Raw genomic sequence first — 11,568 nt, 5'->3', positions numbered from 1 at the left:
CACACCCGCGTTGAGCGGCACGGCAACCACCGGAATAGGGCGGCCCCGCGCACTGCGTCCTCGCTAGTGTTATTTCAAAAGGAATCTCCAACCCCGATCAAACGATCGAGGCCGGGGATGTCAACATATCTGGCGTTGACTTTTGGCACGCTGTTGAGTTCTCAAGGAACGGACGCTTCCTTCGGACCGCCTTCCAGCGGGCCCTCCGGGCTTCGTTCTTTCGTGTTTCAAGCTTATCAGATGTTTTCCGCCCCGTTTTCCGGAGTTTCATTCATCGGATTTGCTTTCCGCTTTGCCGCCCCGGTCTCCCGCGGCGACTCCGGAACTGTACGGGGACGGGCCCGCCACATGCAAATCGCCCCTGCCCGGGGTCCCGGGCAGGGGCGATCAGGGCCGATCACGGACCGATCAGCGGACCTCGGTGATCTCCGGACCGCGCGCGAACGGGTCGATCGAGGCGCCGCCGAAGCGGTTGTCGCCCTCGCCGGCGGTGGCGGCCGCCCCGCCACCGTCGGCCACCATCTGGGCGTCCTCGGGAAGCTTCAGCACGATCGGGTCGCGGGGAGCCATCGGGGACTCGCCACGGACGACGACCGTCTGGCGGAAGACCTGCTCCAGGATCCCGGCCATCTCCGGCTGCACCGCAGCCTGGCCCGAGATCACGCCGCGCAGGAACCAGCGCGGACCGTCGCAGCCGACGAACCGCACCAGCTGGACACCCTGGGTGCCGTCGGGCAGCTGCACCGGGACCTGGGCACGGAGGTGCCAGCCGAGCGGGCCCTCCTCCTCCTCGATGAGGCCGCCCTGCGAGGTGATGCCGTTGGCGATCTCCTCGCGGACCTCCCCCCAGATGCCCTCGGACTTCGGGGCCGCGAAGGCCTGGAGCTGGATGGCGCTGTTGCCGAGCACGAGGGTGGCGGCCACGATCGCGTCACCGGCGACCTCGACGCGCAGTTCCATTCCCTCGACACCGGGGACCAGCAGACCCCCGAGGTCGACTCGTCCCTCCTCGGGGTTCTCCAGCTCCGAGTGGTCCCACGGACCGTCCGGCCGGGGGGCCGGCGGCAGGCCGACCCTGTCGGCCGGGTCCAGCTCGGTCACGTTCTCGCTCTCGGCGGAACCTTCGACGTCATCGGCCGTCTCGTCGGCGCTGATGGCGTCGTCGGCGAGCTGCTCGACAGCGTCCTCGCTCTTCTGGCGACGACGGAACACGGTCACTGTCCTTCCCGGTCCAAGACCGATGCGAATACCTGCTCGGCTTCCTGCGAGGCCGCGGGAATGCTAGACCGCGGCATGGCCGCCGGTCGACCCGAACCCGCCCTCGGCGCGTGCCGACCCAGGCAGCTCCTCCACCTCGTGGAAGCGGGCCTTCTCGACCTGCTGGATCACCAGCTGGGCGATCCGGTCCCCTCGGCGGAAGCTGACCCCCTCGTGCGGGTCCAGATTGACGACGATCACCTTGATCTCTCCACGGTACCCGGCATCGACGGTCCCCGGGGCGTTCACGAGAGCAACTCCGCAACGAGCTGCGAGCCCGGACCGGGGGTGGACGAAGGCCGCGTAGCCGTCGGGGAGGGCGACGGCGACGCCGGTCGGCAGGACCGCCCGCTCGCCGGGGGCCAGCTCGGCATCGACGGTGGTGCGCAGATCGGCGCCGGCGTCCCCGGGCTGCGCGTACGCGGGCAGCGGCAGCTCGGGGTCGATGCGCTTGATCAGGACGTCCAGCTGCGGGCGGGGGGTGTCACTCAAGGGTTCACCTCAAAGGCTCGTGCGCGCTTCATCAGATCCGGGTCGTCGAGGACCTTTCCGACGTCCTCGGCTCGACCGTGCGTGGTGAAGTGTTCCAGCTTCACCTGGATGAAGAGCGCCTGAGCACGCACGGCGACCGGTCCGTCCGGCCCGCCGATCCGCGCCTCGGCGGCGCTGTAGATCTTGCGGCCGTGCACGCCGGTGACCCAGGCGCGCAGGTGCAGCACCGAGTCGACGGGCACCGGGGAGAGGAAGTCGGTCTCCAGCCGGCCGGTCACGGCGGGGGCGTGCAGGAGCCAGTTGAGCGTGCCGAGGGTCTCGTCCATGGCGGTCGTCAGCACGCCGCCGTGGGCCAGCCCGGGGCCGCCCTGGTGGACGTCCCGGACGGTGAACTCGGCCGTGACGTCGAGTCCCTCGCCGGCGATCGCGTCGATCCGCAGGCCGCCGGGGTGCTGCGGGCCGCAGCCGAAGCAGTGCTCGTAGTGGGAGCCGAGCCGGGTGCCGGGGGGCGGTGCCTCGGGGGCGCGCGGCGGCAGGACGGCGTCCGGCGGCGGGGTGGTCGGGGACGGCGGCATCGCGGGCGCCGGCCGGTCGGTGGGGGTGGTGGGGGCTGTCGTACCGGTCACGGAGCCCAACCCTACTCAGGGGTAGGTAGGCCCCCGGTGGGGGTGGCGTCCCGCGCCGGGCGTCAGGGCGCCCACAATGGAGGGCATGTACGACGAACGCCTCACGGTGCCGCGCTCCTGGTGGCTGCTCCCGGTCGCGGTGGGCCTCACGCTCGCGCTGATCCTGATCCGGGTCAGCGGCCCGGCCGCGCTGGTCGGGCTGGTGGTCGGCATCGCTGCCGGCGCGGTCGGGATCAGCAGCTACGGCTCGGCCCGGATCCGTGTGGTCCAGGGCTCGCTGGTGGCCGGACCGGCCCGGATCCCGGTGGACGCGCTCGGCGCCGCGCAGGCGTTGAGCCCCGCCGAGGCGGCGGCCTGGCGCGGTCCGAAGGCCGATCCGCGCGCCTTCATGCTGCTGCGCAGCTACGTCCCGACGGCGCTGCGGGTCGAGGTGAGCGATCCGGCCGACCCGACGCCGTATCTCTATCTGTCGACCCGCTCGCCGATGAAGCTGGCGGAGGCGCTGGAGGAGGCCCGGCGCGGCGCCCGTACCTGAGCGCGCGGGCCGCGAGGGCCCCGAAGGGTCGTGACAGGTCCTGACAGATCCTGGGAGGCCCTGGGAGGCCCTGGGAGGCCCTGAAGGGTCCGAGGACCGGAAACCTGAAGGGTCCGAGGGCCGGAAAACGGAGAGGGACGGTTCCGCTGCTGCGGGACCGTCCCTACGACTTTGTGCCGGCCGACGCGTCGGCCGACTCCGTCCTGCCGGGCCCGTCCGTTCGGACGGGCTCCGGAACTGCCGTCCGGCCCCGCTGCCCGGGGCCGGAAGGAGCGGTGTGCCGGTCCCGCGGGAGCCGCGGGCACCGGGCCCTGTCTGCCGCGGTGCTCAGGCGCCGCAGTCCCGGCAGATCGGGTTGCCGTTCTTCTCGCTGTAGAGCTGGCTGCGGTGGTGGACCAGGAAGCAGCTCATGCAGGTGAACTCGTCCGCCTGCTTCGGCAGCACCCGGACGGCGAGCTCCTCGTTCGAGAGGTCGGCGCCGGGGAGCTCCATGCCTTCGGCGGCGTCGAACTCGTCGACGTCGACAGAGCCGCCGCCCTTGTCGTTCCGCCGAGCCTTGAGCTCCTCGATGCTGTCTTCGTTGAGCTCGTCGTCAGTCTTGCGTGGGGTGTCGTAGTCGGTTGCCATTTGTCGCTCTCCCCCTCCGGGTTGTGCGGTGTGTGCGGGTATCTCCAGCGCACGTAACGCATGGGGGGCCGGTCTTGTGCCCGACCCGAGGCGGAGATTTTGCCTTACTTCAAGCCCTGTTACTCAATCGACACTCAGCGCGGGGTCCATCGGGGTGATCCTCGGGGCCGCAAAAGGCCTCACACTGGGCCATCGCCGACCCTTCCCGGGCCCGGTGAGCCAGCCACGCACAGTGAGCACCGGAGGTGCGGGTACCCGCCGAATCCCTTGCCTCTCAGGGATGGCGACCGATCCGGCGGATCCGCCCGGGGGCGAAATCCGGTCACGGACGGCGATCTACACCCCCGACCGGGTGATCACTCTCCGGGGTTGGCCGAAACCATGGAGCGACACGGTGTGAGCTTGGTCACGTTCAGAATCTTCCGGGGCAAACCACGGAAAATCCACCCACTACGACCGCCTGCGGGAGCACCCTACTCCGCGCTCCGCCGGGCCGCCCGACGCGCCATGATCGCCGCCTGGCGCTCCTCGAACTTCCGCGCCTGCGAGTCCAGCCCGTCCAGGAAGACGCCCAGCTCGTTCTGCGCCAGCACCCCCTCCGGGCCGAGGCCGCCGATCTCCATCACCTTGAGGTGACGCAGCACCGGCTGCAGCACGTCGTCGTGGTGGATGCGCAGGTTGTACACCCCGCCGAGGGCGATCTGCGCGGCGGCGCGCTCGAAGCCGGGGATGCCGTGGCCGGGCATCCGGAAGTCGGTGACCACGTCGGCGATGGCCCGCATGGCCTGGTCGGGGGCGATCTCCAGGGCGGCCTTCAGCAGGTTCCGGTAGAAGACCATGTGCAGGTTCTCGTCGTTGGCGACCTTCGCCAGGAGCTGCTCGCAGAGCGGGTCGCCGGCGTACTTGCCGGTGTTGCGGTGCGCGATGCGGGTGGCGAGCTCCTGGAAGGCCACGTACGCGACCGACTGCAGCATGCTGTGCGCGTTGTCGGACTCGAAGCCCTCGGACATGTGGCTCATCCGGGCGCGCTCCAGCTCCACCGGGTCGACGGCCCGGGTGGCGAGCAGGTAGTCGCGGATGGCTATGCCGTGGCGGCCCTCCTCGGCCGTCCAGCGGTGCACCCAGGTGCCCCAGGCGCCCTCGCGGCCGAACATGCTGGCGATCTCGTGGTGGTAGCTGGGGAGGTTGTCCTCGGTCAGCAGGTTCACCACCAGCGACACCCGGCCCAGCGCGGTCACCTGCGACTGCTCGACCGACCAGGCCTCACCGCCCAGCACGCCGTCGAAGTCGCGGCCCTGGCTCCACGGGACGAACTCGTGCGGCATCCACTCCTTGGCGACGCTCAGGTGGCGGTCGAGTTCCTTCTCCACGACCTCCTCGAGGGCCAGGATCAGCCGCGCGTCGGTCCAGCCGCTCGATCCGAGCGAGGTGCTGCTCTGCACGGTGCTGCGCTGCACAGGGGCGATGGTCACGGTTTGCTCCTGGGGGACGGCACGCGCGGGGACCGGCGCGTTGGGCGGGCACACGTCGTGCGGACTCCGGCGGGGGCGCCGGCGGACTCGCACTTACGGTTGCGTAGGTTACGACACCGTAAGTTGCTGGGGCCGCAAAAGACAAGCCGCCCCCGCCAGGCCTTATGTCGTCTTGACGGGCCTGACGGGGGCGGCTTGCTGTTCCGCGAGCCAACGGCAGCCGGTCTGCCTACGGCGAGGGGATGCGAACCCGCATGGTGAGGCCGCCGCCGGCGCGCGGGGTGGCCTCGATGGTGCCGCCGTGGGCGCGCACGACCGAGCGGACGATGGACAGGCCCAGCCCGACCCCCTTGTCGCTGCGGGTGCGGTCGGCGCCCTTGACCCGGCGGAACGGCTCGAAGATGTGTTCCAGTTCGTACCCCGGCACCATCGGGCCGGTGTTGGAGACCACCAGCTCGCCGCCGCCCGGCACCTCGGCGGTGGCCAGCTCGACCCAGCCGCCCGGGGTGTTGTACCGGACCGCGTTCTGCAGCAGGTTGAGCGCGAGCCGCTCCAGCAGCACGCCGTTGCCCGCGACCACGGCCGGATCGAGCTTCGAGCGCAGCGCGACCTCGCGCTTGTCCGCCTCGGCCCGGGTCTGCTCCAGCGCCCGGGTGGCCACCTCGGACAGCTCCACCGGGCGGCGGTCGGTCAGCTCGTTCTCGCTGCGGGCGAGCAGCAGCAGGCCCTCGACCAGCTGCTCGCTGCGCTCGTTGGTGGCCAGCAGGGTCTTGCCCAGCTGCTGCAGGTCGGGGGAGGCGGCCGGGTCGGAGAGCTGGACCTCCAGCAGGGTGCGGTTGATCGCCAGCGGCGTGCGCAGCTCGTGCGAGGCGTTGGCGACGAAACGGCGCTGGGAGTCGAAGGAGCGGTCCAGCCGGTCCAGCATGTCGTCGAAGGTGTCGGCGAGCTCCTTGAGCTCGTCGTCCGGCCCGTCCAGCTCGATCCGGCGGTGCAGGTCGGAGGAGGCGACGTCGCGGGCGGTGCGGGTGATCCGGCCGAGCGGGCGCAGCACCCGGCCGGCCATCGCGTAGCCGGCCGCGAAGGCGATCACGGCGAGGCAGACCAGGACGGTCAGCAGCTTGCGCAGCAGGGTGTTGAGCGCCTGGCTGGCCTGGTAGGCCTTGTAGTCGTTCAGCCACTGGTCGAGCGCGGACTGGCTGTTGAGGGTGAGGTTGTCCGGGGTCCGCACCGAGATGCCCGGTCCGTTGAGCACCAGGTGCGGCTGGCCGACCTCCTGCAGGGCCTGCTGGACGAAGAAGTACATCACCAGCAGCAGCACGACGCCGGCCATCAGGAACATCCCGCCGTAGAGCAGGGTGAGCCGCATCCGGATGGTGGGGCGGAAGGGCAGCCAGGCGAGCACGCCGTCGCCGGGGACGTAGGTCTGGTTCGACCGGGCCGAGCGCGGCGGGTGCAGAGGCTTGGGCGGTACGGCGCGCGGGCCGCCGGCGGGCGCGCCGGAGGGCCCGCCGGCCGGGGGCGGGGTGGTCATGATCGTCCTCTCGGGGCGTCCGCCGGGGCGGGCGCGGGGTGGTGGATTCCCGGGATCCGGGCCCTTCGTCGAAGGGATCCCGGGGTCAGATCCGGTAGCCGGAGCCCGGCACGGTGACGATCACCGGCGGGTCGCCGAGCTTGCGGCGCAGCGTCATCACGGTCACCCGCACGACGTTGGTGAACGGGTCGGTGTGCTCGTCCCAGGCCTTCTCCAGCAGCTGCTCGGCGGAGACGACGGCGCCGCCGGCCCGCATGAGCACCTCCAGGACGGCGAACTCCTTGGGGGCGAGTTGGACGGTGCGGCCGTCGCGGATCACCTCGCGCCGACCGGGGTCGACCGAGATGCCTGCGCGTTCCAGCACCGGGGGCAGCGGAACGGTCGCGCGGCGGCCCAGCGCCCTGACCCGGGCGACGAGTTCGCTGAAGGCGAACGGCTTCGGAAGGTAGTCGTCCGCGCCGATCTCCAGGCCCTCGACCCGGTCGCTGATGTCGCCGGAGGCGGTCAGCATGATCACCCGGGTCGCGAGGCCCTGCTCGACCACCTTGCGGCAGACGTCGTCGCCGTGGACCAGCGGAAGGTCGCGGTCCAGGACCACCACGTCGTAGTCGTTGACCGCGATGCGCTGGAGCGCGGCCTCCCCGTCGTACACCACGTCGACGGCCATCGCCTCGCGGCGCAGGCCGGTCGCGACGGCCTCGGCAAGCAGCTGCTCGTCCTCGACGACGAGAACCCGCACGGTCGTTGTCCCTTCTCCAGGCCGGCCCCGGAAAGCGGACGCACGGCTCCGACGGTGGCTCCATCCTGCCTGGTCCTGCGGTAAAGCAGCGATAAGCTGCCCCTCGGGCACGGGATCCGGGTCCGCGGCGGTTGACCGTTCGTGTCGGCACCACTCCGCTTGGACTGTGACACGGGCAACTTTCTTCCGCCGGGAGGTTTCCCGGCCGCCCCGGCGGGGAGGACAGCTGCACACCCGCGATCTGGCCCTTGGCCGGTCGCACCCACCCGCCGTGCGTTCATCCGCGCCGGCCCTGGGGCTGGGACATCACCGGGAGCGGCCGAAGGCCGTCTCCGCGTCCGACCGGCGATCCACCACTGCCGGCCGGGGCGCTTTCACCGGCTGGACCTTCCTCAGGGCGGAGAACGCACGACCGTGCACGTCCGACACAGTAAGGGGGCCCGTATGGACGCCTTCAAGGCCGGAATCCTGCAGCGCATAGCCAACGCCGAGCAGGACCTGCACCGCGCGATCGAGGCCGGGGACGAGTTCCTCGCCGAGGTGGAGCAGTCCGAGCTGGACGACCTCCGCCGACTCGCCGCCGAGCACGGCGTGGACACGGTGCTGGAGCGCCACCGCACCGCTGCCTGACCCGTCCGGCACCACCGACCCGTCGCCGGTCCTCCGGCACCTGCGGCCCTGCGGGGGCCGTGCGAAACCCCAGGCCCTGGCATCCCCCGTATGCCAGGGCTCTTCGCATGCCCGGGGCCGAGCTGCGGTCCCGGGCATGCGAACCCGCCCGGCCGGGCCGGAACCGGTCAGTCCGCCCAGGCGCGCAGCGTGGCCAGGCGTTCCTGCAGCGGCTCGTACACGCCCGGGGCGGCGGCCACGGTCAGCTCGCCGTCCGGGCCGTGCCCGGGGCTGCCTCCGGTCAGCGCGCCGGCCTCGGCGGCGATCAGACAGCCGGCCGCGCGGTCCCAGGGGGCGAGGCCGCGCTCGTAGTAGCCGTCCAGCCGCCCGGCAGCGATGTCGCACAGGTCGACCGCGGCCGCCCCGCCCCGGCGGATGTCCCGCACCTCGGGCATCAGCGCCAGCAGTACCTCGGCCTGGCGCACCCGCACCGACCGGACGTAGTTGAAGCCGGTGGCGATCAGCGCCTGGCCCCACGGCGGGGCGGGGCGGGCCGAGAGCGGCCGGCCGTTCAGCCGGGCGCCGCGGCCCAGGACGGCGTGGAACAGTTCGTCGCGCGCCGGGGCGAACACCACGCCGACGACCGCCCGGCCGTCCAGCTCAGCGGCCACGCTGACCGCCCAGGAGGGCAGTCCGTACAGGTAGTTGACCGTGCCGTCGAGCGGGTCCACGACCCAGCGGACCCCGCTGGTGCCGGACCGTTCGGCGCCCTCCTCGCCGAGGTAGCCGTCGGTCGGGCGGCGGTCGGTGATCAGCTCCAGCAGGAGCTTCTCGGAGGCGAGGTCCATCTCGGTGACCACGTCGACCGGGCTGCTCTTGGTGCCGGCCACGCCGAGGTCGGCGGGGCGGCCGTCGCGCAGCAGGACGCCGGCCTGCCGGGCCGCGTCCAGGGCGACGTCCAGCAGGTCGTCGAGGAGCCGGTCGTCGGGCTGGGCGGGGGCGGTCACGGGATTCTCCTCCGGGGCGGCGGTGAGCGGCGGGACGGGCGGTCAGTGCTCGGCGGCGGCCGGGCGCGGGACGCGCGGGTTGGGGCAGCAGGCGATCGCGCACACGTCGTGGCTGGGGCCGAGCGCGCCGAGGGCGCAGCGGGTCACGCCCTCGCCGCGCTCGGTGGCGGCCCGCTCCAGGACCAGGTCGCGGACGGCGGCGGTGAACCGGGGGTCGGCGCCGACGGTGGCGGCGCGGGCCACCGGCAGGCCGAGTTCGGCGGCCTTGGCGACCGCCTCGGTGTCGAGGTCGTACTTGACCTCCATGTGGTCGGAAACGAAGCCGATCGGGACCATCACCACGGCGGGCGCGCCCTCGGCCCGCCGGGCCTCCAGGTGGTCGCAGATGTCGGGTTCCAGCCACGGGGTGTGCGGGGCGCCGCTGCGGCTCTGGAACACCAGTTCCCAGGGTCGGTCGGCGACGCCGGTGCGCTCGGCGACGGCGGCGGCGATCAGCCGGGCCACGTCCAGGTGCTGGGCGACGTAGGCGCCGCCCGGGGTGCCGCGGGCCGGGTCGTCCGGGGCGCCGGAGGACTCGGCCATGGCGTCCGGGATGGAGTGGGTGGTGAACGCCAGCCGGGCGCCGTCCCGTACCCCGGCGGGCAGCTCGGCCAGCGCGGCCACGGTGGCGTCGATCATCGGTTCGACGAAGCCGGGGTGGTTGTAGAAGTGCCGCAGCTTGTCGACCCGCAGGGCGGGCACGCCCTCCTCGGCCAGGGCGGTCAGCGCGTCGGCGAGATTCTCCCGGTACTGGCGGCAGCCCGAGTAGCCGGCGTAGGCGCTGGTGGCGAGCACGGCGATCCGGCGGTGGCCGTCGGCGGCGATCTCCCGCAGGGCGTCGACCAGGTAGGGCGCCCAGTTCCGGTTGCCCCAGTAGACCGGCAGGTCCAGCCCGTGCTCGGCGAAGTCCTTGCGCAGCGCGGCGAGCAGTTCGCGGTTCTGCTCGTTGATCGGGCTGACCCCGCCGAACATGAAGTAGTGCTTACCCACCTCCTTCAGCCGCTCCTTGGGGATGCCGCGGCCGCGGGTGACGTTCTCCAGGAAGGGGACGACCTCCTCGGGGCCCTCGGGCCCGCCGAAGGACAGGAGCAGCAGGGCGTCGTACGGAGCGGCGCCGGAGGGGGAGGGTTTGCGCGCGTCGGACATGGCACCGATCCTGCCACTGAGGGGACGGGCGCTGTCGCCGGGGCCGCGCAGGTGTCCGGAAAATACCGTTTGCCAACGTACGTAAGCTGTGTTCACCTGCCTTGTTCCTTACCCCACCCCCGTCCGGAGTTCTCCCGTGCTGTCCAGCTACCGCCGGATATTCGCCTCCCCCGGCACTCTGGCCTTCTCCACCACCGGTTTCGTCTCCCGGCTACCGATCTCCATGACCGGCATCGGCATCGTGACCATGCTCTCCCAGTTGAGGGGCTCGTACGGTGTCGCGGGCCTGGTCTCGGCCACCCTGGCGATCTCCGCCGCCGTCCTCGGCCCGCAGGTTTCCCGGCTGGTGGACCGGCTGGGCCAGCGCAAGATCATCATCCCGGCCATGGCGCTCACCATCGCCGCCGTCGTCGGCCTGCTGCTCTGCGCCCGGCTGAAGGCCCCGGACTGGACGCTGTTCGTCTTCGCGGCCGGCATGGGCGTCATGCCGAGCACCGGCGCGATGGTCCGTGCCCGCTGGGCCCACCTGTACCGCGACGACGCCCCCAAGCTGCACACCGCGTACTCCTTCGAGGCCGTCGTCGACGAGGTCTGCTTCATCGTCGGTCCGATCCTCTCCATCGGGCTGGCCACCTCCGTCTTCCCCGAGGCCGGCGTGCTGCTCGCCGGGATCTTCCTCGCCGTCGGCGTCCTGCTGTTCGCCGGACAGCGCTCCACCGAGCCGCCGGTCCACCCGACCGCCCGGCACGACGGCCACTCGGTCATCCTCAACCACGGCCTCCAGGTGCTGATCCTGACCTTCGTCGCCACCGGCGCGATCTTCGGCTCGGTCGAGGTCGTCACCGTCGCCTTCTCCGAGGCCCAGGGCCACAAGTCGATCTCCAGCGTGATCCTCGCCCTGTGGGCGCTCGGCTCCTGCCTGGCCGGCGTGGTCTACGGCACCCTCAAGCTCACCGGCTCGCTGGCCGCCCGCTTCTTCCTCGGCGTGACGTTCATGGCCGTCAGCATGGTGCCGCTGCTGCTGGTCGCCCATGCGGTGCACGGCGTCGGCGGGCTGGCCGCGGTCGGCGGCGCCCTGCTGGTCGCGGGCATCGCCATCTCCCCCACCCTGATCAGCGCGATGGCCCTGGTCGAGCGGCTCGTCCCGGCGTCCCAGCTGACCGAGGGCATGACCTGGACGACCACCGGCCTCGCCCTCGGCGTCGCGGTCGGCTCCTCGGCCGGCGGCTGGGTGGTGGACGCCTCCGGTGCCGCCGCCGGCTACTGGGTACCGCTGGCCGCCGGCATGCTCGGCGTGGTCGCCGCACTGGGCGGACTCGGCCGGCTGCGCGCCGGACTGGCCGCCGAGCAGCCCGCCGCGGACGCCGATCGACCCGTAGACGCCGAACGGTGAACTGACTAATCTCTCGCCCTACCCGTGGCCCTACCCGCGGGTAGGGCGGCCGCGCCGTCCCGGACCGCGCCGACCCCGGTGCCACGGAGCAGGAG

At 72.1% G+C, this 11,568-nt stretch carries 11 protein-coding genes and 1 pseudogene; 3 read left to right on the top strand and 9 right to left on the bottom strand.

From position 1 onward, the window contains the following. Window positions 1-408: 408 nt before the first annotated feature. From ACIBEC_RS34250 to ACIBEC_RS34240, 3 genes and pseudogenes are all read right to left on the bottom strand, one after another. A complete protein-coding gene (locus tag ACIBEC_RS34250; protein ID WP_360506080.1) occupies window positions 409-1,212 on the bottom strand; it encodes a DUF3710 domain-containing protein in 804 nt (267 codons plus the stop codon). A 2-nt stretch (window positions 1,213-1,214) separates the two neighbouring features. Further along, window positions 1,215-1,749 (bottom strand): annotated as a pseudogene (dut, locus tag ACIBEC_RS34245) (dUTP diphosphatase). Next, on the bottom strand, window positions 1,746-2,324 hold the full coding sequence (locus tag ACIBEC_RS34240) for a PaaI family thioesterase (protein WP_360506100.1): 579 nt from the start codon (window positions 2,322-2,324) through the stop codon (window positions 1,746-1,748). The pseudogene dut and the gene ACIBEC_RS34240 overlap by 4 nt, the downstream one beginning before the upstream one ends. Before the next feature lie 136 nt (window positions 2,325-2,460). On the opposite strand from ACIBEC_RS34240, the gene ACIBEC_RS34235 reads away from it, so the two are divergent. Further along, window positions 2,461-2,910, top strand: a complete 450-nt coding sequence (locus tag ACIBEC_RS34235) for a DUF3093 domain-containing protein (protein WP_396289671.1) — start codon at window positions 2,461-2,463, stop codon at window positions 2,908-2,910. Between the two features lie 327 nt (window positions 2,911-3,237). On the opposite strand, the gene ACIBEC_RS34230 is transcribed toward ACIBEC_RS34235, so the two are convergent. The 4 genes from ACIBEC_RS34230 to ACIBEC_RS34215 all read right to left on the bottom strand — a co-directional run bounded on the left by ACIBEC_RS34230 (window position 3,238) and on the right by ACIBEC_RS34215 (window position 7,279). Beyond that, window positions 3,238-3,537 (bottom strand): DUF4193 domain-containing protein, encoded by a 300-nt coding sequence (locus ACIBEC_RS34230; protein WP_030057692.1) that lies wholly within the window; start codon window positions 3,535-3,537, stop codon window positions 3,238-3,240. Window positions 3,538-4,010: 473 nt separating this feature from the next. Then, window positions 4,011-5,009, bottom strand: coding sequence for an acyl-ACP desaturase (locus ACIBEC_RS34225; RefSeq protein WP_396289669.1), 999 nt, complete (start codon window positions 5,007-5,009; stop codon window positions 4,011-4,013). A 229-nt stretch (window positions 5,010-5,238) separates the two neighbouring features. Then, window positions 5,239-6,540 (bottom strand): HAMP domain-containing sensor histidine kinase, encoded by a 1,302-nt coding sequence (locus ACIBEC_RS34220; protein ID WP_360506072.1) that lies wholly within the window; start codon window positions 6,538-6,540, stop codon window positions 5,239-5,241. Window positions 6,541-6,625: 85 nt separating this feature from the next. Continuing rightward, on the bottom strand, window positions 6,626-7,279 hold the full coding sequence (locus ACIBEC_RS34215; RefSeq protein WP_359913230.1) for a response regulator transcription factor: 654 nt from the start codon (window positions 7,277-7,279) through the stop codon (window positions 6,626-6,628). A 444-nt stretch (window positions 7,280-7,723) separates the two neighbouring features. On the opposite strand from ACIBEC_RS34215, the gene ACIBEC_RS34210 reads away from it, so the two are divergent. After that, on the top strand, window positions 7,724-7,909 hold the full coding sequence (locus ACIBEC_RS34210) for a hypothetical protein (RefSeq protein WP_030057688.1): 186 nt from the start codon (window positions 7,724-7,726) through the stop codon (window positions 7,907-7,909). A gap of 167 nt (window positions 7,910-8,076) precedes the next feature. Here ACIBEC_RS34210 and ACIBEC_RS34205 read toward each other — a convergent pair whose 3' ends face one another. Beyond that, the gene (locus tag ACIBEC_RS34205) at window positions 8,077-8,895 is read right to left on the bottom strand and encodes an inositol monophosphatase family protein (protein WP_360506069.1); all 819 of its coding nucleotides are present in this window, start codon (window positions 8,893-8,895) and stop codon (window positions 8,077-8,079) included. 42 nt (window positions 8,896-8,937) lie between these two features. Beyond that, window positions 8,938-10,080: a ferrochelatase gene (locus ACIBEC_RS34200; protein WP_360506066.1), complete on the bottom strand. Its 1,143-nt coding sequence runs from the start codon at window positions 10,078-10,080 to the stop codon at window positions 8,938-8,940. Window positions 10,081-10,216: 136 nt separating this feature from the next. Between ACIBEC_RS34200 and ACIBEC_RS34195 the strand changes: the two genes are divergently transcribed. Beyond that, window positions 10,217-11,473, top strand: a complete 1,257-nt coding sequence (locus ACIBEC_RS34195; protein WP_360506063.1) for an MFS transporter — start codon at window positions 10,217-10,219, stop codon at window positions 11,471-11,473. The last annotated feature ends 95 nt before the right edge of the window (window positions 11,474-11,568 follow it).

This window comes from Kitasatospora sp. NPDC051164, assembly GCF_044455625.1.
GTDB lineage: Bacteria > Actinomycetota > Actinomycetes > Streptomycetales > Streptomycetaceae > Kitasatospora.
The sequence above is the reverse complement of the archived record's forward strand: the minus strand, read 5'-3'. Positions and strand labels throughout refer to the sequence as shown.

Bases quoted from the DNA above. Each gene is read 5' to 3' on its own strand.
- ACIBEC_RS34240 (WP_360506100.1), bottom strand. From the start codon at position 2,324: ATGCCGCCGTCCCCGACCACCCCGCCGCCGGACGCCGTCCTGCCGCCG.
- ACIBEC_RS34235 (WP_396289671.1), top strand. From the start codon at position 2,461: ATGTACGACGAACGCCTCACGGTGCCGCGCTCCTGGTGGCTGCTCCCG.
- ACIBEC_RS34230 (WP_030057692.1), bottom strand. From the start codon at position 3,537: ATGGCAACCGACTACGACACCCCACGCAAGACTGACGACGAGCTCAAC.
- ACIBEC_RS34220 (WP_360506072.1), bottom strand. From the start codon at position 6,540: ATGACCACCCCGCCCCCGGCCGGCGGGCCCTCCGGCGCGCCCGCCGGC.
- ACIBEC_RS34210 (WP_030057688.1), top strand. From the start codon at position 7,724: ATGGACGCCTTCAAGGCCGGAATCCTGCAGCGCATAGCCAACGCCGAG.
- ACIBEC_RS34200 (WP_360506066.1), bottom strand. From the start codon at position 10,080: ATGTCCGACGCGCGCAAACCCTCCCCCTCCGGCGCCGCTCCGTACGAC.